This window comes from Streptomyces luteolus, from assembly GCF_029968015.1.
Lineage (GTDB): Bacteria > Actinomycetota > Actinomycetes > Streptomycetales > Streptomycetaceae > Streptomyces > Streptomyces luteolus.
Map to the genome: position 1 here is coordinate 259,917 of NZ_JASCIS010000004.1, position 23,850 is coordinate 283,766.

At 71.2% G+C, this 23,850-nt stretch carries 22 protein-coding genes and 2 pseudogenes; 12 read left to right on the forward strand and 12 right to left on the reverse strand.

Annotated elements, in window-relative coordinates; all coding sequences use genetic code 11:
• Positions 1-2: 2 nt before the first annotated feature.
• Both QIT00_RS05895 and QIT00_RS05900 read right to left on the reverse strand, forming a co-directional pair.
• A complete protein-coding gene (locus QIT00_RS05895) occupies positions 3-659 on the reverse strand; it encodes an HD domain-containing protein (protein WP_282534010.1) in 657 nt (218 codons plus the stop codon).
• A gap of 63 nt (positions 660-722) precedes the next feature.
• Positions 723-1,319 carry a cysteine hydrolase family protein gene (locus QIT00_RS05900; protein ID WP_282534011.1) on the reverse strand — a complete coding sequence of 199 codons (597 nt, stop codon included), beginning with the start codon at positions 1,317-1,319 and terminating at the stop codon, positions 723-725.
• Between the two features lie 101 nt (positions 1,320-1,420).
• On the opposite strand from QIT00_RS05900, the gene QIT00_RS05905 reads away from it, so the two are divergent.
• Both QIT00_RS05905 and QIT00_RS05910 read left to right on the forward strand, forming a co-directional pair.
• Complete coding sequence (locus tag QIT00_RS05905) at positions 1,421-2,422, forward strand: GlxA family transcriptional regulator (RefSeq protein ID WP_408909725.1); 1,002 nt, start codon at positions 1,421-1,423, stop codon at positions 2,420-2,422.
• 71 nt (positions 2,423-2,493) lie between these two features.
• Positions 2,494-2,847 (forward strand): VOC family protein, encoded by a 354-nt coding sequence (locus tag QIT00_RS05910; protein ID WP_282534013.1) that lies wholly within the window; start codon positions 2,494-2,496, stop codon positions 2,845-2,847.
• A gap of 5 nt (positions 2,848-2,852) precedes the next feature.
• Here QIT00_RS05910 and QIT00_RS05915 read toward each other — a convergent pair whose 3' ends face one another.
• From QIT00_RS05915 to QIT00_RS05925, 3 genes are read right to left on the reverse strand one after another with little or no spacing between them, the layout of a single operon-like run.
• A complete protein-coding gene (locus tag QIT00_RS05915) occupies positions 2,853-3,389 on the reverse strand; it encodes a Uma2 family endonuclease (protein ID WP_282534014.1) in 537 nt (178 codons plus the stop codon).
• Positions 3,386-3,634: a DUF397 domain-containing protein gene (locus QIT00_RS05920; protein ID WP_282534015.1), complete on the reverse strand. Its 249-nt coding sequence runs from the start codon at positions 3,632-3,634 to the stop codon at positions 3,386-3,388. Before QIT00_RS05920 ends, QIT00_RS05915 begins: the two co-directional genes overlap by 4 nt.
• Complete coding sequence (locus QIT00_RS05925; protein ID WP_282534042.1) at positions 3,631-4,455, reverse strand: helix-turn-helix domain-containing protein; 825 nt, start codon at positions 4,453-4,455, stop codon at positions 3,631-3,633. The genes QIT00_RS05920 and QIT00_RS05925 overlap by 4 nt, the downstream gene beginning before the upstream one ends.
• Before the next feature lie 112 nt (positions 4,456-4,567).
• Between QIT00_RS05925 and QIT00_RS05930 the strand changes: the two genes are divergently transcribed.
• On the forward strand, positions 4,568-4,972 hold the full coding sequence (locus tag QIT00_RS05930; RefSeq protein ID WP_282534016.1) for an ATP-binding protein: 405 nt from the start codon (positions 4,568-4,570) through the stop codon (positions 4,970-4,972).
• On the opposite strand, the gene QIT00_RS05935 is transcribed toward QIT00_RS05930, so the two are convergent.
• On the reverse strand, positions 4,956-7,238 hold the full coding sequence (locus QIT00_RS05935; protein ID WP_282534017.1) for a heavy metal translocating P-type ATPase: 2,283 nt from the start codon (positions 7,236-7,238) through the stop codon (positions 4,956-4,958). The genes QIT00_RS05930 and QIT00_RS05935 overlap by 17 nt on opposite strands.
• 406 nt (positions 7,239-7,644) lie before the next feature.
• On the opposite strand from QIT00_RS05935, the gene QIT00_RS05940 reads away from it, so the two are divergent.
• Together QIT00_RS05940 and QIT00_RS05945 are read left to right on the forward strand one after the other, a co-directional pair.
• Positions 7,645-8,343, forward strand: coding sequence for a copper homeostasis protein CutC (locus QIT00_RS05940; protein ID WP_282534018.1), 699 nt, complete (start codon positions 7,645-7,647; stop codon positions 8,341-8,343).
• A gap of 218 nt (positions 8,344-8,561) precedes the next feature.
• Positions 8,562-9,206: a dihydrofolate reductase family protein gene (locus QIT00_RS05945; RefSeq protein ID WP_282534019.1), complete on the forward strand. Its 645-nt coding sequence runs from the start codon at positions 8,562-8,564 to the stop codon at positions 9,204-9,206.
• A 97-nt stretch (positions 9,207-9,303) separates the two neighbouring features.
• On the opposite strand, the gene QIT00_RS05950 is transcribed toward QIT00_RS05945, so the two are convergent.
• Positions 9,304-11,358, reverse strand: coding sequence for a HelD family protein (locus QIT00_RS05950; protein ID WP_282534020.1), 2,055 nt, complete (start codon positions 11,356-11,358; stop codon positions 9,304-9,306).
• A gap of 276 nt (positions 11,359-11,634) precedes the next feature.
• Here QIT00_RS05950 and QIT00_RS05955 point away from each other — a divergent pair, with 276 nt between their 5' ends.
• Positions 11,635-11,823 (forward strand): hypothetical protein, encoded by a 189-nt coding sequence (locus QIT00_RS05955; protein ID WP_282534021.1) that lies wholly within the window; start codon positions 11,635-11,637, stop codon positions 11,821-11,823.
• 131 nt (positions 11,824-11,954) lie between these two features.
• The gene (locus QIT00_RS05960; protein ID WP_408909726.1) at positions 11,955-13,247 is read left to right on the forward strand and encodes a glycosyltransferase 87 family protein; all 1,293 of its coding nucleotides are present in this window, start codon (positions 11,955-11,957) and stop codon (positions 13,245-13,247) included.
• A 5-nt stretch (positions 13,248-13,252) separates the two neighbouring features.
• On the opposite strand, the gene QIT00_RS05965 is transcribed toward QIT00_RS05960, so the two are convergent.
• From QIT00_RS05965 to QIT00_RS05975, 3 genes are all read right to left on the reverse strand, one after another.
• Positions 13,253-14,893: a DNA repair helicase XPB gene (locus QIT00_RS05965; RefSeq protein ID WP_282534022.1), complete on the reverse strand. Its 1,641-nt coding sequence runs from the start codon at positions 14,891-14,893 to the stop codon at positions 13,253-13,255.
• Between the two features lie 124 nt (positions 14,894-15,017).
• Positions 15,018-15,932: a hypothetical protein gene (locus QIT00_RS05970; protein ID WP_282534023.1), complete on the reverse strand. Its 915-nt coding sequence runs from the start codon at positions 15,930-15,932 to the stop codon at positions 15,018-15,020.
• 3 nt (positions 15,933-15,935) lie between these two features.
• Positions 15,936-16,358 (reverse strand): ATP-binding protein, encoded by a 423-nt coding sequence (locus tag QIT00_RS05975; protein ID WP_282534024.1) that lies wholly within the window; start codon positions 16,356-16,358, stop codon positions 15,936-15,938.
• Between the two features lie 235 nt (positions 16,359-16,593).
• On the opposite strand from QIT00_RS05975, the gene QIT00_RS05980 reads away from it, so the two are divergent.
• From QIT00_RS05980 to QIT00_RS05995, 4 genes and pseudogenes are all read left to right on the forward strand, one after another.
• Complete coding sequence (locus QIT00_RS05980) at positions 16,594-17,442, forward strand: helix-turn-helix domain-containing protein (RefSeq protein WP_282534025.1); 849 nt, start codon at positions 16,594-16,596, stop codon at positions 17,440-17,442.
• Positions 17,443-17,451: 9 nt separating this feature from the next.
• Positions 17,452-17,613: pseudogene (locus QIT00_RS05985) on the forward strand (DUF397 domain-containing protein); the annotation flags it as partial.
• A gap of 36 nt (positions 17,614-17,649) precedes the next feature.
• Positions 17,650-17,832 (forward strand): annotated as a pseudogene (locus QIT00_RS05990) (DUF397 domain-containing protein); the annotation flags it as partial.
• A gap of 186 nt (positions 17,833-18,018) precedes the next feature.
• Positions 18,019-18,837 (forward strand): hypothetical protein, encoded by an 819-nt coding sequence (locus QIT00_RS05995; RefSeq protein ID WP_282534026.1) that lies wholly within the window; start codon positions 18,019-18,021, stop codon positions 18,835-18,837.
• A 19-nt stretch (positions 18,838-18,856) separates the two neighbouring features.
• Here the strand turns inward: QIT00_RS05995 and QIT00_RS06000 are convergent, their stop codons facing one another.
• Positions 18,857-21,397: a helicase C-terminal domain-containing protein gene (locus QIT00_RS06000; protein WP_282534027.1), complete on the reverse strand. Its 2,541-nt coding sequence runs from the start codon at positions 21,395-21,397 to the stop codon at positions 18,857-18,859.
• Positions 21,398-21,530: 133 nt separating this feature from the next.
• On the opposite strand from QIT00_RS06000, the gene QIT00_RS06005 reads away from it, so the two are divergent.
• Positions 21,531-22,778, forward strand: coding sequence for a hypothetical protein (locus tag QIT00_RS06005; RefSeq protein ID WP_282534028.1), 1,248 nt, complete (start codon positions 21,531-21,533; stop codon positions 22,776-22,778).
• 20 nt (positions 22,779-22,798) lie between these two features.
• Here the strand turns inward: QIT00_RS06005 and QIT00_RS06010 are convergent, their stop codons facing one another.
• The gene (locus QIT00_RS06010) at positions 22,799-23,755 is read right to left on the reverse strand and encodes an ABC transporter substrate-binding protein (protein ID WP_282534044.1); all 957 of its coding nucleotides are present in this window, start codon (positions 23,753-23,755) and stop codon (positions 22,799-22,801) included.
• Positions 23,756-23,850: the final 95 nt, after the last annotated feature.

The window sequence follows — 23,850 nt, forward strand, 5'->3', positions numbered from 1 at the left end:
GATCATGCCGTGAGCAGCTCCAGCTCGACAGCGAGATTTTGGCGGGCCCGCTCCTCCCACTCGGCGGCGCCGTGCGCGGTGCGGAACAGCCGTGGCAGATCGAGGAGTTGGCGCAGGACGGCCGCGCGTCCGTCGCGGAACGCCTCGTCCGGCACGAACGCGTACTCCTCGCGCACGGCGGCCGCGTACGCGGCGTATGCCTCCGGCTCGGCGGCCAGGATCGCCAGGTCCGCGTCGCACAGCGCCTCGCCGTTGCGGTCGCCGTCGGCGGGGTCGTGCGTGACGGTGAGGCGGACGAGCCGGGCCACCTCGGCGGTCGCGTCGGTGCCCAACCCGGCCTCGGGCAGGGCCCGTTCGGCGAGCCGGGCGGAGCGCTCCTCGTTCTCGGACCGCTCCGGCAGGTACACCGCGTCGTGGAACCAGGCGGCGAGCCGGACCACGTCCGCGTCCTCGGCGTGCGCGGCGAGGGTGTCGATGTGGTCCAGGACCGCCGTGAGGTGCGCCACGGTGTGGTACTTCCGCTGCGGCTCGGCCCACCGCTCGACGAGGTTCACCGCGTACGGGGCGGGGTCGGGCCCGCCGCCCTCGCCACGCACGGCGAGCAGGGCGGCGGACCAGCGCTGGTGAAGGTGCTGAAGGTCCTGGGTGGGATCGGTCATGGGCGGGAGCCTAGGCCCACCCTTCCGGGCCGATCACCCCAGGGCGTCTCACCCCAGGACGTCTCACCCCAGGGCGTCCGCCGACGGCACGACGACCCCGTACACGTCGGCGATGGTGCCGAGCGCGCTCTGGTGGACCTGCTCGGCCGGGACCTCGCCCTCGCGGGCGCCGTGCGGGAGGGGGCGGGTGGCGCAGGCGTCGGCGACGACGGTGGGGCGGTTGCCGCGCAGGAAGGCGCCCTGCGAGGTGAAGGTCACGCACATGTGCGTCATGAAGCCGACGACCACGACGTCTGTGTTCCCGGCGGCGTCGACGTGCTCGCCCAGGTCGGTGCCGACGAACGAGTCCGGCGCCCCCTTCACCACGACCGGCTCGCCCTCGACTGGGGCGACCTTCTCGTGGATCCGCCCGATCTCGGCCCGTACGTCGTACGCGGAGCCCTCGCCGCCGTCGTGCATCACGTGCACGATCTTCGCGCCGGCCGCGCGGGCGCGGGCGAGCAGGTCGGCGGCGTTGTCCAGGGCCTCGCGCCAGCCGGTGAGTTCGAGGGTGCCGCGGGTGTAGGTGTTCTGGAAGTCGACGAGGATCAGCGTCGCGTCGGCGAGCTTGGCCGGGGTCTGATCGAAGCCGTTGAGTTCACGCAGGGTCGTGGTTGCCATGCCTCCACGCTAGGAACGCGTGGCGATGGCGGCAATGTCAGGTAACTTGCAGATACAGACATGGCTTACGGATACATGCCGTACGGGAAGGGGTGCCGGGGATGGACCGTCTGATCGTCGTGATGCTCTTCGACGGGGTCGACCTGCTCGACGTGACGGGCCCGCCGGAGGTCTTCGCTCTGCTGCGGCGCGAGACGGGGCATACCGAGGGCGCGGCGGGCGCGGCGGGCTACCGGGTCGTACTCGCCGCGCGCTCCCTCGACCCCGTCACGACGGCGGCGGGCGTCCGCGTCCTGCCCGACGTGACGTACGACGAGGTGGCGGGGCGCCCCATCGACACCCTCCTGGTGCCGGGCTCGGTGGAGCCGGACGGGTCGGGCGGCGTACGGGCGGTCGCGGACCCGGGGACGGTCGCGTGGGTGGCCCGCCTCGCGGGCGGAGCGCGCCGTATCGCCTCGGTCTGCGTAGGGGCTCATCTCCTGGCCGCAGCAGGCCTGTTGGAGGGAAGGCGCGCCACGACCCACTGGTCCACGGCGCAGCAGCTCGCGGCGGAGCACCCGGGCGTACGCGTCGACGCGGACCCGATCTTCATCCGCGAGGGCGAGGTCTGGACGGGCGCGGGCATCACCGCCTGCCTGGACCTGTCGCTCGCCCTGGTCGCGGAGGACTTCGGCGAGGCGACGGCCCTGCGCGTGGCCCGGCAACTGGTCATGTACCTCAAACGCCCCAGCGGCCAGAGCCAGTTCAGCGTGCCGACGGAACCCGGCTCGACGTCCCGCCGTATGGACGAGCTGCGCACCCACGTGACGCAGCACCTCACCGGGCCGCTCACGGTCCCCGACCTCGCGGCGGCCGCCCACATCAGCGAACGCCAGCTCACCCGCCTCTTCAAGACGGAACTGGGTACGACCCCGGCGGCGTACATCGAGGCGGCCCGGGTGGAACTCGCCCGCCAGCGCCTCGAATCGACGGACGACACCCTGGACCGCGTGGCGACGGTCTGCGGCTTCCGCACGATCGACACCCTGATCCGCGCGTTCCGACGCCAGTTGAACACGACGCCCACGGAGTATCGGAGCCGGTTCCGGCACTCTGCGGCGTGACGGTCTGCGGCCCGTATGGACTTGTTCGGATAAGCGGTTGCGTGCGGCCCCCGCTGACCTAAGCTCCTCGGATGACCTTGAACTGGGAACAGGTAATCGTCCACGCGGAAGACCCGGCGGCTCTCGGGCAGTGGTGGGCGGAGGCCCTCGGCTGGGTGGTCGTGTACTCCGACGACGACGAGTACGAGATCCGCCCGGCGGAGGACGTCACACCGGGCCTCGACTTCGTCCGCCTCAACGAGGCCAGGAAGGCCAAGAGCCGCCTGCACCTGGACTTCCGCCCGGACAACCAGGCCGCCGAGGTCGACCGCCTGATCGCCCACGGCGCCCGCCGCGTGGACATCGGCCAGGGCGAGCAGTCCTGGGTCGTCCTGGCGGACCCGGAGGGCAACGAGTTCTGCATTCTGGGGCAGCGGGCGCAGTAGGAGGTTCAGCGGGCGGGGAACTTGGACGTGTCGATCGTCCACGGGCCCAGCTGCACGGCGTCGCCGAACTTGTACGTACGGCGCGATGACGCCGAGTGGACGGTGAGCGTGCCGCATCTGGGGTCGACGTGTGCGTACACGGGGACGCCCAAGCGCCGGTAGGTGCGGAGCGCGTCGCTCTCGCCGTCGGCGGAGACTTCAACGGCGGCGGCCGCGCTCGGGCCGAGCACCGCGAAGTCGTCGGGTTGCCGGTCCAGGATGTCTTCTGCGACGACCAGCAGGTCTGCGGTACGGCACACGCCTAGGCCTGGATGGTGAGCGCGGCCGCCTACGAGTGGGACCACTGACTCGTCCTGGGACTGGACCTGCAAGGCGGTCTCGACCATGATCTGCCCGCGCATCGGGGTCGCGTCGACCACGCGGACGTTGATCTGCAGGTCCGCGATGTCCGCGCGCACGAGGAGGCCGTGCTCGTCCGCCAACCCTTCATAACCGTCCACGAGTTGGCGGAGCTCATCGTACGTGACGACGGGGCGGGTCACTGCGAGGCGCCACCGGCCTGGTCCGCGAACGCCGCCCACGCCCCCGGGCTCACGGTGAGCATCGGGCCCTCGGGGTTCTTGGAGTCGCGGATGTGGATGGCGGTGGGGTGGGGGGCGATTTCGAGGCACTCCCCGCCCTCGTCGCCGCTGTAGCTGGACTTCCGCCAGTTGTAGGCGACTTCGAGGCATTCGCCGCCCTCGCTGCCGCTGTAGGTCGACTTGAACCAGTGCAATGCGGTGCTCATCGCTCTCCTAGCAGGGCGTCCAGCAGGCCCAAGGAGTGGTCTGGAGTGAGGGCCTGGGCTCGCAGCATCGCATATTTGCGTTGCAGGATGGACACCTCGTCGCGATCAGCTACCCATTGGCTTCCGCGCTGGGTTTCCATGTATGCGAGGTGCTGATGGTCGGGCGTCTCCAGGAGGACGAATGGGCCGTTGAGCGCAGCGTGATGCTTGCTGTCCAGCGGCAGGATCTGCAGTGACACGCAAGGGAGTTGGGCGCACTCCACCAGGTGCTGCAGTTGCGCGACCTGTGTGTCGCGATTGCCCATCCTGAGTCGGAGTGCCGGCTCCCAGATGACGAAGCTGACCGTCGGCGGATTCTTCTGATGCAGGATCGCTTGTCGTTCCACCCGGGCCGCTGTCTTGGCGCTGATTTCGTCCTCCTCGTAGGAGGGGACGCGTTCACGGAAGACCGCCTCTGCGTAGTCCCAGGTTTGCAGCAGGCCCGGCAGGACCTGGTTCGCGTACAGCGACAGCGTGATCGCCTCACGCTCGTGCTTGATGTACGACTCCGCCCACAGCGGGAACTCGTCGATCTCCGGCATGTTGGCCACCGCGACGGCCAAAGCACCCTTGGTGCCCAAAAGTTGGTCCATCGCGCCCGCCAGGTCCGGCAACAGCGGGCGGCGTCCCTGCTCGATCGCCGCGATCGTCGACTCCGCTACAACCAGCCGGTCGGCCAGTTCTCGTTGAGTCATTCCTGCCGCTCTGCGGAACAGGGCAACCAGCTCACCCACCATCCGCATCGCCGACGGGTTCCTTTTCAGACGCTTGCCAGGGCTCATGACGCCCATGTCCCCGCCCCCGATCGTGCTCGACCCCGTATGCACCCCGACAAGAAACCTGTCGGGGTCGACCCACTGTCAGAGCGTAATCACGCTCCGCGACGCTCGTCCCGTGAATGAGGTCATCCAACTCCCCGTACTCCGCGAGAAGTTCCTCCTCCGGACGCGCCGCTCCGTCCCCGCCGCGCGGGCGTTCGCGAGGGACGCCCTCGCGGAGTGGGGGCTGGCCCCGCAAACCGACGACGTACTGCTCTGCGTCAGCGAACTCGCCACCAACGCCCTGCTGCACGGGGTCCCGCCGGGGCGCGGGTTCCTGGTGCGGCTCGCGTACGACGGGTCCGTACTCCGCGTCGAGCTGCACGACAGCGGCGACGGCGAGCCGCACATCCCCTGCGAGGCGCGCGACGAGGGCGGGCACGGGCTGCTGCTCGTGTCCGCCCTCGCCGACAAGTGGGGCGTGGGGGCCAGGGTCCCCGGCAAGGTCGTGTGGTGCGAGTTCCTTACGCCGCCGCCCTGAACCGCCGCAGGCGCAAGCTGTTGCCGACGACGAACACCGACGAGAAGGCCATCGCCGCGCCCGCGATCATCGGGTTGAGCAGGCCCGCCGCGGCGAGCGGCAGCGCTGCCACGTTGTACGCGAACGCCCAGAACAGGTTGGACTTGATCGTGCCGAGGGTGCGGCGGGACAGGCGGATCGCGTCCGCCGCCGACCGCAGGTCACCGCGTACCAGCGTCAGGTCGCCCGCCTCGATCGCCGCGTCCGTGCCCGTGCCCATCGCGAGGCCCAGGTCGGCCTGGGCGAGGGCGGCCGCGTCGTTGACGCCGTCGCCGACCATGGCCACGGACCGGCCTTCGGCCTGGAGCTTCTTGACCACGTCGACCTTGTCCTGGGGGAGGACCTCCGCGATGACCCGGTCCACGCCCACTTCCGCCGCCACCGACTCCGCGACGGCACGGTTGTCGCCGGTCAGGAGGATCGGGGTGAGGCCGAGCCCGCGCAGGCGGCGGATCGCCTCCGGGCTGGTCTCCTTCACCGCGTCGGCGACCTCAAGGACCGCACGCGCCTCGCCGTCCCAGGCGACCGCGATGGCCGTACGACCGGAGGCCTCGGCCTCGGCCTTGGCGCGGGCCAGCTCGACGGGCAGCTCGATCGCCCTCCCCCGAGTTCTCGACTCCGCTCGAACAGGGGGGACCCCCATGGCGAGGAGCGCCTCGCGGCCCACGAGCACCGCGTGCCCCTCGACGATGCCCTGGACGCCGAGGCCCGCGACGTTCGCGAAGTCCTCCGGGGCCGGGAGTGTGCCGACGCGGGCGGTCGCGCCCGCCGCCACGGCCTGCGCGATCGGGTGCTCGGACGCGTGCTCCAACGCGCCCGCCAGGCGCAGCACTTCGGCCTCCGTGACGCCGGTCGCGGTGTGCGTGGCGAGCAGCGTCATCCGGCCCGTCGTGACCGTGCCGGTCTTGTCGAGGACGATCGTGTCGACGCGGCGGGTGGACTCCAGGACCTCGGGGCCCTTGATGAGGATGCCGAGCTGGGCGCCGCGGCCCGTACCGACCATGAGCGCGGTGGGTGTGGCGAGCCCGAGGGCGCAGGGGCAGGCGATGATCAGTACGGCGACGGCCGCGGTGAAGGCGGCGGTGAGGCCCGCGCCGTTGCCCAGCCAGAAGCCGAGGGTGGCGACGGCGAGGGCGATGACGACCGGGACGAAGACGGCGGAGATCCGGTCGGCGAGGCGCTGGGCCGCCGCCTTGCCGTTCTGCGCGTCCTCGACCAGCTTGGCCATGCGGGCGAGTTGCGTGTCGGCGCCGACACGGGTCGCGGCGACGACGAGACGGCCGCCGGCGTTCAGCGTCGCGCCCGTCACGGCGTCCCCGACGCCGACCTCCACGGGTACGGACTCGCCGGTCAGCAGGGACGCGTCCACGGCGGAGGAGCCCTCGACCACGGTTCCGTCGGTGGCGATCTTCTCGCCGGGGCGGACAAGGAAGTGGTCGCCGACCTTCAATTCCCCGACGGGGACGAGGAGTTCGCGCCCCTCCCGTACGACCGTGACCTCCTTCGCGCCGAGTTCGAGCAGCGCCTTGAGGGCCGCGCCCGCCTTCCGCTTGGAGCGGGCCTCGAAGTACCGGCCCGCGAGGATGAACGCGGTGACTCCGGCCGCGGCCTCCAGGTAGATGTTCCCGGCGCCGTCGCTGCGGGCGATGGTCAGCTCGAAGGGGTGCGTCATGCCGGGCGTCCCGGCCGTACCGAAGAACAGGGCCCACAGCGACCACAGGAACGCCGCCGACGTACCGACTGAGATCAGCGTGTCCATGGTGGCGGCGCCGTGCCGGGCGTTGGTCCAGGCCGCCTTGTGCAAGGGCCAGGCCGCGTACGTCACGACGGGCGCCGCGAGCGTCAGGGACAGCCACTGCCAGTACTCGATCTGGAGGGCCGGGACCATCGCCATCGCGATCACGGGGACGGCGAGGAGGACGGAGGTGGTCAACCGCTGCCGCAGCGGCCGGAGTTCGTCGCCCTCAGCCGACTCGGGGGGTTCGTCGGTCCGTACGGGCTCGGGTTCCCGGGCGGTGTATCCGGTGGCCTCGACGGTGGCGATCAGGTCGGTGACCGCGACACCGCCCCCGTAGCTGACCTTCGCCTTCTCGGTGGCGTAGTTGACGGTCGCCTCGACACCGGGCATGCGGTTCAGCTTCTTCTCGATCCGCGCGGCACAGGAGGCGCAGGTCATGCCGCCGATGGCGAGTTCTGCCTCCGTAGGGGTGGTGGTCGTGGTGGTCATGGCTGCCGCCCTTCTGAGAGTACCCCTGGGGGGTATATGCGAACGGTTCCAATGTATACCCCCAGGGGGTGTGCGACGCAAGACTTCTCCTCCGCTTGGAAACCAGGGACGACGCAGGGAGCGAGTCATGAACAACGCGGCCAGGAGCACGGCCAGAGGAGCGCGGCGCTCACGAGGAGAGCGGCGGCCACGAGGGGACGTACCGGCTGTTCCTGGACTTCAAGCACGACGGGAAGGTGCGTACGGCGGACTTCACCGTGCGGACGGACGGGGCGGGTGCGCCGACCGGTGACGGCGGCGACCATGGGACGGAGGGCGGGACGGATGGCGGGCACAGCCATTAAGATTGGACTAGACCTGTAGCGGGATCTGTAGCGAGATCCGTAGCGTGAGGAAACGAGGCCCCATGAGCAAGCGTGCAGTCCTGGAGGTGATCGCGCTCGACGCCCGGGACGCGGTCGCCGCCCAGGCCGGTGGTGCGGACCGCCTTGAGCTGGTCACGGACATGGCGGCGGACGGCCTCACGCCGGGCCTCGCCGACTTCGCCGAGATCCGCGCCGCCGTCGACATCTCGCTGCGCGTCATGCTGCGCGCCTCGGACGGCTTCGCCGCGGGCGGCGCCGAGGGCGTGGCCGCGCTGGTGCGGGACGCGCGGGCGCTGCGGGCGGAGGGGGCGGACGAGTTCGTGCTCGGCTTCCTCGACGAGACGGGCGGGCCCGATCTCGGGGCTGTCGAGGAGGTCGTGGGGGCGCTGGACGGGGCGCGGTGGACGTTCCACCGGGCCATCGACCGGGCCGCCGACCGGGACGCCCTGCGCAAGCAGCTCGCGGACCTGCCGGGGCTCGACACGTATCTGACCGCGGGGTCGGCGCGGGGTGTGGCCGACGGGCTTCCGGTGCTTCTCGCGGAGGCGGGGCGGGTCGGGGAGCCCGGGTACCGGCAGCAGATCCTCGTCGGCGGAGGTCTTGAGCTCGACCACGTACCGCAGCTGCGGGCGGCGGGGATCGACGCCTTCCACATCGGTGGCGCGGCGCGGCCGGAGGGGTGGGGGGCGGGGGTCTCGGCGGAGGCGGTCGCGTTGTGGCGGGCGGTGGTGGACGGCTAGGGCGGCTTTCTCCCCTACCGGGCTGAAAAATCAGCCCCTCCGGCGTTTGAGGAGCGGGGGTCCGGGGGCTGGCCCCCGTGCCGACGGCAGCCACGCGGCGCCAGCCGCATATCGGACACAGCCGGGAAGGGGCGGGGCGGGGAGAGATTAGTTCTGGGACCGTCGACAGTCACTACTGTCACAACGGCCACCACCGACCCCCGCGGAGGGCGAAACAAGTGGAACAGCTCCTCAAGGTCCAGAACTTCACCGTCTCCAGCGACGGCTACGGCGCCGGCGAAAACCAGAGTCTGGAGCAGCCGTTCGGGCACGCCGACCCGGGGACGATGCTCTCCTGGGCCGGTGCCACGGCGAGCTGGCCGAACCGGACAGACAACGGCGGCACCCGCGGCCTCGACGACTACTTCACGCGGGACTTCGCCCACAACATCGGCGCCGAGATCATGGGCCGCAACAAGTTCGGCCCCCAGCGCGGCCCCTGGGAGAACGAGGACTGGAAGGGCTGGTGGGGCGACGAGCCGCCGTTCCACACCCCGGTGTTCGTGCTGACCCACCACCTGCGCCCGTCGTTCACGCTCTCCGACACCACGTTCCACTTCGTGGACGACGAGCCGGAGGTCGTACTGGAGAAGGCGAAGGCGGCCGCCGACGGCAAGGACGTCCGGCTCGGCGGCGGGGCAAGCACCATCCGGCTGTTCCTCGACGCCGGACTCATCGACACCCTGCACGTGACGGTCTGGCCCCACAAGCTCGGCTCCGGCGTCCGCCTCTGGGAGTCCCCGGACGAGCTCCTCGACCGGTACCACCATGAGGTCGTGCCCAGCCCGAGCGGCGTCACCCACCACCTGTTCTGGCGGAAGTAGGACACCGGAGCAGGACACCGGAGCAGGACACCGGAGCAGGACACCGGAGCAGGACACCAGAGCAGGACACCAGAGCAGGACACCGGGCGCAGCGGGCCTACGCGGCCAACTGCCCCGGCAGTTCCGCCCCGTGGACCACCACGAGCCCCGACACCGCACGGGTCAGCGCCACGTACAGCCGGCGCAGGCCCGTGCGCTCGTCGGGCTCCCCGTCCACCACCGCGGACGGCTCGTCCAGGACCACGTAGTCGTACTCAAGACCCTTCGCGAGCGACGCCGGGACCAGGGTGAGGCGGGCATCCCACGTGGTCTCCGCACCGGGGTCGAGATACGGGACCCCGGCCGCGTCCAGGGCCTCCGCCAGTACCGGGATCCGCGCGTCCGCCGCGATCAGGCCGATCGAGCCCTCGTGCGCGAGCGACTCCACGCAGGCCTGGACGACCGCCCCCGCCAGATCGTCCGCCACCCGCCGCACCACGAGCGACCCCGGCGCCTCCCGTACCGACTCCACCGCCGTGAGCCCCGGTGCGATGTCCGGAAGGAGCCGCGAGGCGTACGCGATCACCTCGCGCGGCACGCGGAAGCCCGCCGTCAGCTCCTCCACCACCGCGTCGCCCTTGCCGAGATGCGCGAGCGCCTCGGCCCAACTCCGCGTCGCCCAGGGCGTGGTGCCCTGTGCCAGGTCGCCGAGGACCGTCGCCGAACCCGTCGTACAGCGGCGGCCCACCGCGCGGTACTGCATGGGGGACAGGTCCTGCGCCTCGTCGAGCACCACATGGCCGAGCGAATGCGTGCGCGCCACCAGGTCGTGCGCCTCGTCGATCAGCACCGCGTCCGCCGCCGACCACTTCGCGGACCGCACCGAGCGCGCGGGCTTCGCCCACAGAACGGCCTTCTGCTCGTCCGCGTCGAGCAACCCGTCCGCGTGCTCGGCCAGGAACTCGGCGTCCGAGAGCAGCCGGTGGACCAGCTTCGCCGGGTCCACCGGCGGCCACACCGCCTTCACGGCCGCCTTCACCGCCGCGTTCCGCGCCACCGCGTCCTGCACCCGGTCGTCCGGCGCCTCACCCGCCTGCTCCATCCGTACGAGCACGGAGTGCGCGATGCGCTGCGGCAGCGCGTCCCGGGCGGCGCCGTAGCGGATGTCGCGGTCCAGCAACTCCCGGACGATCTCCTCCAGTTCGTACGCCGGCACGCGCCAGCGCCGCGAACCCCGCACCACCATCAGCGCTTCCGTCGGCATGCTGACGTGCGAGCGCACCGCCCGCCGCAGCACCCGCGCCATCCGCGCGTCGCCCTTCACGAGCGCGGCCCGGGGATCGTCCGCGCCCCGCACCTCCACGTGCGCGACGAGATCGCCGACCGTGGCCTGCTTGACCTCCAACTCGCCGAGCGCGGGCAGCACTTGCTCGATGTAGTGCAGGAAGGAGTCGTTCGGGCCGATCACGAGGGTGCCGGTGCGGGCGAGCCGCTCGCGGTGCGCGTACAGCAGATACGCGACCCGGTGCAGGCCCACCGCCGTCTTACCGGTGCCGGGCCCGCCCTGCACACAGACCGTGCCGCCGAGGCCGCTGCGTACGATCTCGTCCTGCTCGGGCTGGATCGTCGCGACGATGTCCCGCATCGGGCCGACGCGCGGCCGCTCGATCTCCCGCTGCAGCAACGCGCTGACCTGCGATGCCTCCGCCGGATCGGAGAGGTGCTCGTCCTCGTACGCGGTCAGCTCCCCGCCCGTGTAGCCGAAGCGGCGGCGCAGCGCCACGTCCAGCGGGTCTTTCTTCGAAGCCCGGTAGAACGGCTGCGAGACCGGCGCACGCCAGTCGATCACCATCGGGTCCCCGTCGGCGTCGTGCACGTGCCGCCGCCCGATGTAGAAGCTCGACCCCTCGCCGCCCTCGGCGGACTCGGCGCCCACCGTGTGCAGGAAGTCGAGCCGGCCGAAGAACAGCGGGGTGTGCGCGAGGTCGGCGAGCGCCTTGATCCTTTCGTCGATCTGGCCTTGCAGGACGGCCGCGTTGACCCAGTTCGCGGTCACGTCGGCGATGTCGAGCGCCTCGACGTCGGCCCGCATCGCGCGCAGGGCGGCACGGGACGCGGTCAGATGGTCGCGCTCGTGCGCGAGCGGGTCTCCAGGTGCGGACGTAAGGGTCACGGGTTCGGCCTCCGGCGGAGCAGATGCGTACGTGAGGAACGCCGACCGGTTTCCGTCCGGGCAGCAGCTCTCCGCGAGGGAGGCGGGGAAAGGGCGAGTTTAGGTCAGGGCGTCCGGCGGGGCGAACCATTAACGGGGGAGGTGAGCCGCCGATGACGGGGGAGAGTCGCCGATAACAGGGGAGAGTCGCCGATAACGGGGGAGAGTCGCCGATAACGGGGGGTGAGCCGCCGAACCCTTAGCCGGAGTAAACGCCCCAAGCCGGACAATGGAGGTATGAGCAGCGCACCCGTCACCCCAGCACCCGGCAGGCCCCCGGTCCGGGGCGCCACCGCCGCGACCGGCACCCGGCACAGCCACCCCGTCGGCAACGCCCTGCGCGCAGCCAAGGTCTTCGCGAGCACCACGCTCCACGTCACCGTCCTCGGCGAGTACGGGCAGGAATCCGGCACCCACAGACGGTGAACCCCGAACAGACGGTGAACCCCCGAACTCGCCTGTCCGATACGGCTCTTGAACCTCGCCGCCATCCGGCCGTACGGTGCCGTTGATCGCCCCGATGTAAAGATGCCGTAACTGACAGGTAGGGTCGCGCCGTGATTCACCGGACTGTGACCCCGTCCTCACCCCGCGTCATCGCCTCGGGCGTGCTGCTGCTGGTCTCCCTCGCGGCGCTCACCGCGCTCTGCGTGACCCTGCGCATCCCGATGGCCGACACCCTGGTGTACCGGGCGGAGGGCGCGGCCGTCGTCGGCGGCACCGACCTCTACGGGTTCACGGTCACCGAGTGGCACCTCCCCGCGACGTACCCGCCGTTCGCCGCGATCCTCTTCGTCCCGACGACCTGGCTGCCCATACCGCTGCTCAAGGTCGCCTTCATCGCCGGGAACGTCGCGCTCCTCGCGCTCCTCGTGCACCTGTCGTTCAGGTTCGCCGGGGTCCGGGCCCGCCCCTGGCTGCCGCTGGCCGCGACCGCCGTCGCCATCTGGCTCGAACCGGCCTTCCAGACCCTGCTGTTCGGGCAGATCAACCTCGCCCTCGCCTGCCTCGTCCTGTGGGACCTCAGCCGTCCCGAGGGCGCCGTCGGCAAGGGCTTCGCGCTCGGCATCGCGGCCGGCATCAAGCTCACGCCCGGCTTCTTCGTCGTCTACCTGCTGATCACCGGACGCATCCGGACGGCCGTCACCGCGACCGCCTCGTTCATCGGCACGGTGCTGCTCGGCGCACTCGTCCTGCCCGGCGCGAGCGTCGACTTCTGGACCCGGCGGATGTTCGAGACGAGCCGCGTCGGCAAGGCGTGGATCGTCGACAACCAGTCCCTGCAGGGGCTCGTCGCCCGCGTCCTGCACACCGAGGAGCCGGGCCTGCTGTGGGCGGTGCCCACCGTGGCCGTCGCCGTGCTGGGCCTGTGGCTCGCCCGCCGCGCCCACCGCGCCGGGCACCCGCAGTGGGCCCTGCTCACGGCCGCGTTCACGGCCCTGCTGATCTCGCCGATCAGCTGGTCCCACCACTGGGTCTGGTGCGTCCCGCTCGCCGCCCTGCTGCTCGCCGAACGCCGCCTCTACCTCGCGGCGTTCGTCGCGGCCGTCTTCACCGCCCGCACCCACTGGGTCCTGCCCCACGACGGCGCCCTGGACCTGCACTACCCGTGGTGGCAACAGCCCCTCGCGTCCCCGTACCCGGTGTTCGGGCTCGCGGTCCTTGCGTACGTGGCGGTACGGACGCGGAGGCGCCGGGTGACGTTGCCGGCACAGCGGACGGTTTCAGCCCGTCCGGAAGATCGGACCGCAGCCCGTCGGGCGGAAAAATCAGCCCGTCCGGCGTTTGAGGACGAGCCCGAAGGGCGATCGACGGCAACCGAGTCAACGGAAAGCAACCGGACGACCTAAGCCGCCTACGCGCTCAAGAAATCATCCGCGTCCGCGATCCGATACGCATACCCCTGCTCCGCCAGAAACCGCTGCCGATGCGCCGCGAAGTCCTGGTCGATCGTGTCGCGGGCGACGACGGAGTAGAAGCGGGCCTCGTGACCGTCGGCCTTCGGCCGCAGGACCCGGCCGAGCCGCTGCGCCTCCTCCTGGCGCGAGCCGAACGTGCCGGACACCTGGATCGCGACGGTCGCCTCGGGCAGGTCGATGGAGAAGTTCGCGACCTTGGACACGACGAGGACGGAGATCTCGCCCTCCCGGAACTGGTCGAACAGCTTCTCGCGTACCGCGTTCGTGGTCTCGCCCTTGATGACGGGGGCGTCGAGGTGCTCGCCGAGCTCGTCGAGCTGGTCGATGTACTGCCCGATGACGAGGGTCTGCTCACCCTGGTGCTTGCGCACCAGCGCCTCCGTCACCTTCCGCTTCGTGGCGGTGGTGGCGCAGAAGCGGTACTTCTCCTCGGTCTCGGCGGTGGCGTACGCGAGCCGCTCCGATTCCGTGAGGTTGACCCGCACCTCCACGCAGTCGGCGGGCGCGATGTACCCCTGCGCCTCGATCTCCTTCCACGGAGCGTCGAACCGCTTCGGGCCGATCAGCGAGAAGACGTCGGACTCCCGCCCGTCCTCCCGCACCAGGGTCGCGGTGAGGCCGAGCCGCCGCCGGGCCTGGAGGTCGGCGGTGAACTTGAAGACGGGCGCGGGCAGCAGATGCACCTCGTCGTAGACGATCAGGCCCCAGTCGCGCGAGTCGAACAGCTCCAGGTGCGGGTAGACACCCTTCCGCTTCGTTGTCAGGACCTGGTACGTGGCGATGGTGACCGGCCGGATCTCCTTCTTCGTACCGGAGTACTCGCCGATCTCCTCCTCGGTGAGGCTGGTCCGCTTCACCAACTCGTGCTTCCACTGCCGGGCGGAGACGGTGTTCGTGACGAGGATCAGCGTGGTCGCCCTGGCCTGCGCCATGGCCCCCGCGCCGACGAGCGTCTTACCGGCACCACAAGGGAGTACGACCACTCCGGACCCGCCGTGCCAGAAGTTCTCCACGGCCTGCTTCTGGTAGGGGCGCAGCGCCCAGCCGTCCTCGGCGAGGTCGATGGTGTGCGCCTCGCCGTCCACGTACCCGGCGAGGTCCTCGGCCGGCCAGCCCAGCTTCAGCAGCGTCTGCTTGATCTGGCCGCGCTCGGAGGGGTGCACGACGACGGTGTCCGGGTCGATGCGCGCGCCGACGAGCGGAGTGATCCGCTTCGACCGCAGGATCTCCTCCAGGACCGGCCGGTCGGTGCTGGTCAGGACCAGTCCGTGTGCGGGGTGCTTGCTGAGGGTGAGGCGTCCGTACCGGTCCATCGTCTCGGCGATGTCGACGAGCAGCGCGTGCGGCACCGGGTACCGGCTGTACTCGACGAGCGCGTCGACGACCTGCTCCGCATCGTGCCCGGCCGCGCGCGCGTTCCACAGCCCGAGCGGCGTCAGGCGGTACGTGTGGATGTGCTCGGGCGCCCGCTCCAGCTCGGCGAACGGCGCGATGGCCCGACGACAGGCGTCGGCCAGCTCGTGATCGACCTCGAGCAGGAGGGTCTTGTCCGACTGGACGATGAGGGGACCGTTCACGCGCGCACCCTTTCCGGTCTACGGCAGGCCCGTCCGTACGAGAGAGGCCAAACGTCCAGTGTGCCGCATCAGCGGGGAGGGCGGTGTGGCGTGGGCCTCACCCGGGGAGGCCCACGCCGACCGGTCAGGCGGGGGAGGGCAGGAAGATGTCGGCGGCATCGGCCACGTGGACCGCGCGCTCCGCCCAGACGGTGAGCTGCGCGGAGTCGGCGCAGGCCAGCACCCGGTCGCGTACGACATCCGGCACGGTGAGGCCGCGCCATTCGAGGATCTGGAGCGTCATCTCGGCACGGTCTTCGAGGCGCCCTTCCTCGCGCCCTTCCTCGCGGCCTTCCTCGCGCCCCTCCTCCCGTACCTTTTCGGCGACGGGGTGCCGGAAGAAGTAGTGCATCGTCGACATGATCTCTCTCCACACCTTCCTGGCCTCGGCATCCGCCAGGCCTGCTTCGACGAGCATCGCCAGTACGGCCGCGCTCTCGGGATCCACTCGTTCCAGGCCTGCCGCGACCGCCTTCAGTATCGCAGCGGCACCCCGCCCTTTACCATGCGTAATCGCGGAAAGGGCCGCGAGTGACGGGTCTTGGGCCGCCTGCTCCTCGCTTGTGATCACCGGCACGTTGTCCGGTCCGAGGACGAGCGGCCGTACGGTCACGGAGGCCCAGCCGGGCAATCCGAACCGGATCGGCCGGGCGGCCCAGCGGGCGGTGGACCTGCTCTGCGACAGGACGATGAGCACCGGCTGGCACTGGTACTTCTCGTGCAGATACGAGAGGTAGTACGCCCAACTCCCGCGTTTCCGCTCGTCCTTCTTGCCCTGCGCCTCAAGGACGAGCAGGAAGTCCCCTTCGTCCGTGTCCACCCGCACCAGGCTGTCCACCCGGCGCTCGACCGGCTCGATCTCGGTGAGATCCGTGTTGAGGACGGCGATGTCGCGCGGCTCGGGGAACGAAATACGGAACAGGCGCTCGAAGTTGCGGATCAGCGCCACCGTGTCCTTCTCGAAGAACCGGTGCATCGCTTCGTGCGACGAACTCACCATGCGCTACGCCACCGCCGTTCCGAGCTCGCACCACACGTGCTTGCCGGTCTCGCCACACGTCACGTATGGCTGCCAGCCCCAGCCGTCGGCGCAGGCGCGGATCAGGTCGAGGCCGCGCCCCTGTTCGGCGTCGGGGGCGACGTGGGTTTGTGGGGTCGGCGGCGTCGGGTCCGCGTCCCAGGCGCCGACCCGTAACAGTCCGTTGGCCCATCGGATCCGCAGCGCGGCGGGCCCTTTCGTATGCCGAACGGCGTTGGAGACCAGCTCCGTCGCGAGCAGCTCGGCGGGATCGGAGTGGGCGGCCAGCTCGTGGGCGGCAAGGATGAGTCTGAGCGTGCGCCGGGCGACGGGGACGGCGCGCGGGTCGTGCGGGATGTGGAGGACGTATTCCCAGGGTTCCCGGCTTTTCCGGGGCTCTTCGGGCATGGCTGAACTCCGTTGGTCAGTATGGGAGTCGAGACGCGCGCTGCGCTGTGGCGGAGGGTGGTGGCTCTGTCGCTCCGGCATGGCATGGCGGGGCGGTGCGCTTCCGGGAGGCCGGTGGCGCAGCGTCTTTGTGACGTCACTGACGGTAGGGCATAAATTTTTGTCAGCGCAAGCCGTTGTCGTAATCTGTCCCCGAACGAGCAGGGATATCAGAGGACTTGGGACGGGAGGGGCCATGCCGGTGAGGAGCCAACCCACGGCCCGCCAGGCACGACTGGGTGCCGAGCTGCGGAGGCTGCGCGAGGCGGCGGGACTGAAGGCGCGCGAGGTGGCCGGTCTGCTCAGCTCGACGTCGGCACAGATGAGCCAGGTGGAGGCAGGCCTGGCGGGCGTGAGCGAGGAACGGATCCGGCGCCTGGCAACGCACTACGCGTGCGGGAACGTTGAATTGATCGACGCGCTCGCGGCCATGACGATCCGGACGCAGGGATGGTGGGAGGAGTTCCGAGGCGTCCTGCCGCCCGTGTTCCTCGATGTGGCCGAGTTGGAGCACCATGCGGCGTTCCTGCGTGAAGTCGTCATCACGCACATCCCTGGCCTACTGCAGACGCCCGACTACGCCCGAGCCGTGTTCGGGTACATGGTTCCTGAGCTGCCTGAGAGCGAGATCGTGCCCCGCGTGGAGCACCGTATGCGCCGACGATCCGTCATCACGGGCGCGAGCCCGAAGTCGTACGAGACGATTGTCCACGAGGCAGCGCTGCGCATGCGCGTCGGCAGCCGCGAAGTCCAGCGGGCCCAACTCCGCGCGATGTTGGAGCAGATCGGAGATCAGCGTGCCTCCGTCCGCGTAATCCCCTTTGACACGGACCATTTCGCTGGAGCAAGCAGCGCGATGATGTATGTGGGCGGCACGTTGCCCCGCCTCGACACAGTGCTGCGGGATTCCCCTCACGGCACAGCGTTCCTCGATGCCGAGTCCCAGCTGGACCGCTTTCGAACGCTCTTCCGTAAGGTGGAGAAGGCGTCACTCGCCCCCGCCCAGTCGCGGGACTTCATTCACCTGCTGACCAAGGAACTGTGAGGCATCGACATGAGCGAGGCTCTGCGCTGGCAGAAGTCCTCCTTCTCGGAGGGCGGCGAAGGCAACACCTGCGTAGAAGTGGCCTCTGCTTACGAAGCCGTGCGCCTCCGCGAGAGCGATGATCCCGGCACGGAAATAGCCACGACCCCCACCGTTTTCGCGCACCTCCTCCGCGCGCTCAGGACGAACCCAGCCAGCCCCGAGACATCCCCCGAAGACCCCGGCCCCTGGATCGAGATTGCCTTCGGGGAGGGCGACTTGGTGTACCTGCGCGAGACCTCGGATCCCGCAACCGTCGTCACAACGACCCGCAAGAAGTGGGACGCCTTCGTACTGGGCGTGCGGGCCGGTGAATTCGACCACTTCGTGGAGGACGTTGGGAGCAGCTGAGCGATGCGGAGCGGCAGCAAGCGGTGGATCAGATCGAGAGCCAGACCCCAGCTGGGCACAATGTGTCCCTGGATCCGATCTACGAGACCGAAGGGCCATCCGGGGGGACGGGTGCGGGCAGGCCGGAGCCCGGTACGCCGTCGCCGAGCCCGGGGCCTGCGCCGACTCCGCCCGGGAGGTAGTCGGGTGCTGCGCAAAGCGGGTGCTGGGTTGGGGCTGAGCCTGTGTCTGTTCGTCGTGGCTGGTTGCGGAGACACGTACGGGCCGACGCCGCCGGCGCCGTTGCCGAAGAATGTCCCGACCGAGCCGGTGTTCGCAGATCCCGATGCCGTGGTCGACGCGCTGGCGGAGAAAGGGATCGACTGCCCGGTGCAGGGGCGCTCACCGAACGGGGCCTCCGCGCGGTGTGTCACTCACGTCGACGGAGGTCCGTACGAGCTGAGCATCACGGTGTCCAAGCGTGCGGAGATGGGCAGCGCGGTCAAGGCCAATCGCGAACCTCCGAATCCGCACACGCTCGTGGCCGGGGGTAACTGGTACATCCGCTTCTTCGAACCAGAGTTCGCCCCTCGTGTCGCCAAGGCCCTGAAGGGCGTGGTCCTCGAACCGTTTGAGGAGACCGGGAAGCCGGAGGAAGAACCCCCGTACAAGGACGAGCTGCCGGAGTTCCCCGACAAGCCCGCCTACAAGTCCCTGACCGCGTTGGCCGAGCGGGTGGATGCCGCCGTCGGCTGCGTGGATGGGGAGGGGGACGATGATCCGGCGTTCTCCTGGCAGTTCCTGAAGTGCTCCACCGGCAAGGGTGGTGAGGAACGCCGGGAGTGGTGTGCCGACCTCGCCGTATACGAGAACGACAGGGCGCGGGACGAGGGCGTGTGGGCGAAGGTCAGCGGTGGGCGCACGCCCAAAGGGCTTGTGGTCGGGGCGAATTGGTCCGTTGCCCTGTGTGATGAAGGGCTGGTCGATGACGTCATCGAGGGGGTTGGTGGGGTCGAGGTGAAGTGAGGGGGCGCGCCCCGGCCCCTCAGTCCTCCCCCAGCTCCGCCACCCCCGTCACCCGATGCAGCGGATACGTGCGGACCTCGTCCGCCGTGTGGTCGTAGGCCGTGACGAAGCCGCCCTCCACGCGGACCGGGGCGATGACGCGCTGGCTGGCCGTGCCCTCCGCGTTGACGTAGCCGATCCACAGAGCTTCGCCCGTCATCACCGCGGCCTGCATCGTGGCGAGGGTCTCGGCCGATGTGGTGCGGGGGAGTCCGTCGGGGGCCGGGCGGGCGGCGGCGGCCGGGGCCTGGCGCTTCGGGGCCGTCGACGCCATGTCACCGGCGCGGATCGCGCGGACCGCGGCGCCGAGCAGCGTGTCGTCCGGCAGCGGCGGGCCCTCCGGCACCGGGGCGGGCGCCGTGCGGGGCGGGGTGCGGTGGGCGTGGGCGCGGGCGATCAGGACGTCACCCTCCGGTGTCTCGGCGGACGGGGCGAAACCCATCGACCGCAGGCCGTCGAGCAGCGCCGCCGGGTCGGCCTGCGCGGCCAGGACCGTCGGCGCGAGGCGGCGCAGGCGCAGGGCGGCGGCACGCTTGTCGGCGAGGATCTCGCCGAGTACCGAGTCGTCGTCGCAGCGGACGTACGCCGAGGCCGCGCCGATCCTCAAGTGGCCGTGCCTGCGCGCCACATCGTCGATCAGATACGAGAGCGGCTGCGGCACCGGCGTACGCGAGTGGGTCTCCAGGAACGTGTGCAGGTCCGTGGCCGTGCGCCCCGCGTCCAGGGCGCGGCGGACCGAGCCGGGCGTGAAGCGGTAGACCGTCGCCCCGCCCTTCGACTCCACGTCCGCGAGTACGCCGAGGGTCTCCGCGAGCGGCCGCTCCAGGGGGCCGGGAGCGACGGCCGTCAGGTCGGCCTGGAGGAGGACGTGGTCGAGGGGTTCGGGGAGGAGGGGGGAGAGGAGGTCGGCGAGGCTCTTCTCCAGGTCGGTGTCCCTGCCGTGCGGCGGCAGGCCGAGGGTGTCCGAAAGCAGTGCCCGCCCCGTCGCCGACAGTGCCCCGCGGCCCGTCACGCCCAGGAGCTCCGCCTCGTCGAGCGTCCAGCGGGCCAGGCGGGTGCGCAGGTCGTCGCCGCCCGGGTCCGAGGCCGCGCCGGTCCGCAGCGGGCGCTCCCAGCGCAGCCGGGCCAGGACCGACTCCGGGGCGGCCGCGGCGCCCTCCGGCAGCTCGGCGAGCAGGTCGAGCACATGGCGCCGCACCTCGGGCGCCGCCGAGCGGTCCAGGTGCGGGCCGAGCGCCGAGAGCACCCGGTCCTTGCCGTCGCGGCCGCCGACCAGGCCCGGCGTGCGCGTCGCCGACAGCCAGGCGACGGCGAGGCGGGCCCAGCGCTCCGCGGCGGGGAGCTCCAGCCAGTCGTCGTACGCGGGCGTCGCCGCGTACCGCTCCTCGCCCGTGCGGCGGGCGGACGCGTCCTCGGTGTACCCGCCGCCGTACCCGGACGCGGCGCCCTCGAAGCCGCCGTCCGACGCCAACAGGCCTGCGGCGTAGGCGAGTTCGACCCAGAACGCGGCCGTCGGCTCCGGGGCGTCAAGCCCGGCCGCCGTGCGCTTCAGGTCGCGCACGCTCAGGCCGCCCGCGCGCAGCACCGCGGGCCCGCCCTCGTGCCACTCCTTCAGCAGCTCCTCGACCGTCGCGACCGCCGCCAGCGCCTGCCCGGCCGCCGTCGAGTCCACCACCCGCGGCCGGTGCTCCGCCGCCGCCGCGACCTCGGGCGGCAGCGGGTGCGTCGTGCGGTGCGCGCGGCCGCCGCGCAGGTGCAGGGCGACCTCGCGGGGCAGCACGACCGTGCCGGGCGCGGTCGGCACGAGCAGGCCGCGGTCGAGGAGCCAGCGCAGATGTGCCGCAGGCTCCGCCGTGACCTGTCCGTACGGCGGGCCCCAGGTGAGCCGGCCGAGGACGTCCAGGGCGTCGACCGGGGCCTCATCGAGCAGGGCGGACATCCGCGTACGGTCAGTGAAGAGGCCCGTCAGGGCCGAGACCGCCGACACCGGGTCGTGCGTCGACGTCAGGCCCGCCGCCTCCAGGAGCTGCTGCAGGCGGCCCGGCGACATGCCCGACGTGGCCTCGGCGACCGTCGGCCCGAGCCCCGTCGGCGACGGGTGCTGCGGCGACGGCGCGAGCAGCTCGCGGGCCGTGCGCACCAGGCGGAGCCGCTCGTCCCCGCCCCACACCAGGGCCTGGTCGCGCAGCGTCCCGGCCGTGCCGGGCAGCGTGCGGTCCACCAGCTCGTCCCCGTCGTCCCCGGTGAGCAGGGCGCGCAGCGTCTCGTACGTGGCGGGCTCCGGGGCGACCGCCAGAGCCTCGGCGGCCTGCAGCGCGAACGTGTCGAGCCGGCCGAGCGCGCGCACCACCGACGCGCGCGTGCCCGCGCGCGTGGCCAGCTGCGTCAGGTCGTTCGGCACGGGGGACAGCAGGTCGGGGCGGGCTCGCAGCAGGGTGGCGAGCGACGCGTCGTCGCGCTGCCGCAGCTCTTCGGCGAGCGTGCGGGGAGCCGCTGCGCCTGCCGTGCTCTGGGTCGTCATCCTTCACACGGTAGTAGGTGCGACCGACACAGCGGTGCCCCGCGCGGTACGGTCGGGTGGCCTGGCACCACAACGCGCGCGCCCCGGAAGGGACTTACCGGAAGGGACAAAGCCCAGTACGCAGGGGGATCTCGTGGCGATCGAGAGCGACCAGCTCGTCTTCGACTACCTGAGCAGGGTCGGCGACCTCGCCCAGCAGCGTCAGTTGCCGTCGAAGACCCGGATGCGCCTGGTCGCCGATCTGCGCGCCGAGATCGACCGCCGCCGCGCCACCGTCTCCGGCGGCAAGACCCCCGGCGACAGCCCGGCCGGAGTCCGCCGCATCCTGGACCGCCTCGGCACGCCGGAGGAGGTCGTGAGCAGGGCGGCGGGTTCGTCGCGGGACCAGGACGCCGAGGGCGGCTCCGGCGACGTACCGGCGAAGCGCGCGCCCGCGTCCGAGCCCGCGCCCGCGCCCGCGCCCGCGCCCGAGCCCGAGCCCGAGCCCGAGCCCGCGTCCGCGTCCGAGCCGGTATCGGAATCCGCGCGTGCGCCGGAACCGAAGAAGCCCTCCCTGTTCGTGCCCGAGCAGCGTGCCGACGAGCAGCGTGCTGACGAGCAGCGCGCCGACGACGAGCAGCGGGAGCGCGCGCCCCGGCGCCGCAACACGCTCCGCTCGCGCCTGACGAAGGACCCCGCGCCGCCCGCCGAACCACCGCCGACGGTCAGTACGCCGCCGCATCTGGCGGGCGAGGACGAGATGGGACCGAGCGGTTCCACACCCGACTGGTGGCGCATCGAGAACGGCCCGCAAGGCTTCTCCGACTCCGTACCGGGGTTCGTGGGCGGCGTGGAGATCCCCGAGATACTGCGGCCGCCGCGCTCCGAGAAGGAAGACAAGGGGGGCAAGGGGGGCAAGCAGGACGCGGACAGCGCGGACGGGGACGCGGAGCAGGAGAGCGGCGACGAGGAGGACTCCGAGGACGCCGAGGACCAGCCGAGGAGCGGGCGTCGCCGGCTGCCGTTCCTGCGGCGCGCCCGAGCCGCCCGCGGTACGCCGAGCCTCAGCAACCCGCTGCTGCTGCTCGCCGCCGCGTCGCTCCTCGTCGGCGCCGTGCTCGGCAACTGGATCGCGCTCGGCGTCGGTTGGGCCGTCGCGTACACCTCGCGCCGCCTCACCCAGCGCGAGGCCAAGTTCGCGGTCCTTGGCATCCCGGGGTTCGCCGCGGCGGCGGGAGTGGTGTGGCTGTGGGGGCGGTTCGACCGGCGCTGGGGCGAGGCCGTGCCGCAGGGCGCGACAGTGGACGCCCTCGCGCAGACCTGGCCGTGGGTGGTGCGCCTCGCGGCCGTCGCCTCGGCACTGTTCCTGGTGTGGAGGTCGCAGAGGCAACGGCCGGAGTAGCAACTCCCTTACGGGGACGGCTACTTGGTGAGGTCGGCTTGCAGCTCGTCGAGGATCTTGTTCGCGGCGGTGTAGCCGATGCCCTGGATCCACAGCTGGTCGTCGACCGCGAAGACCTTGTCGTCCTTGACGGCCTTCATGCCCTTCCACAGGGAGCCGCCCGTCGTCCGGGTCTCCTTGGCCTTCTTCGGGTCGCCGTAGGTCGAGTGGAAGATGACGTCGGCGTCGGCGGCGTCGATCCTCTCGGGGCTCACGTCGTACGAGAAGCCGTCCTTGGCCTTGTCCGCGACGGCGGGGCGGCCCAGGCCGACGTCCTTCAGGATCGTCGCGATGTAGTTCTGCTTGCCGTAGATGCGGATGTCGGCGCCCTCGACGAAGCGGACCACGTTGACCTCGGTGGCCTCGGCCTCCGCGTCGCCGCCGAGGGCCTTCGTCACGTCGGAGGCGTGCTGCTCGTACTCCGCTACGACCTTCTTCGCCTCGTCCTTCTTGCCGAGCGCGTCGGCGTGCACCTGGAAGTTCTCCTTCCAGGGATAGCCGGTGTTCTCCGTCATGACGGTCGGGGCGATCTCGCTGAGCTGCGGGTAGAGCTTCTCGTGCCGGATCTTGCTGGTGAGGATCAGGTCGGGCTTCAGCTCGGCGATGGCCTCGACGTTCGGCGTCATCATCGCGCCGACGTCCTTGATGCCCTTGACCTCGTCCTTCGGCAGGTAGTTGAGGAAGCCCGACTCGACGTCGGCGTGGGTGGCGCCGACCGGCTTCACGCCGAGGGTGATCGCGGAGTCCAGCTCGGCGGTGTCGAGCACGACGACCCGCTTCGGGGCGTCCGGCACCTTCACGTTGCCCATGGCGGTTTTGACGGTGTGGGTCTTGCCGCTGCTGTCGCCGGTCGAGTCCTTGGCGTCTCCGGAACCGCAGGCGGAGAGGGTGAGAGCGAGGGTGGCGGTCGCGGTGGCTGTGAGGGTGCGGGATCTCATGGGGTGCCCTTCGTGGGTGTCGGTGTCGGTGTTGTGGGTTCGGTGCGGGTGGGTGGGCGCCTGCGGCGGGCTGGTTCCCCTACCCGCCCCTTCCC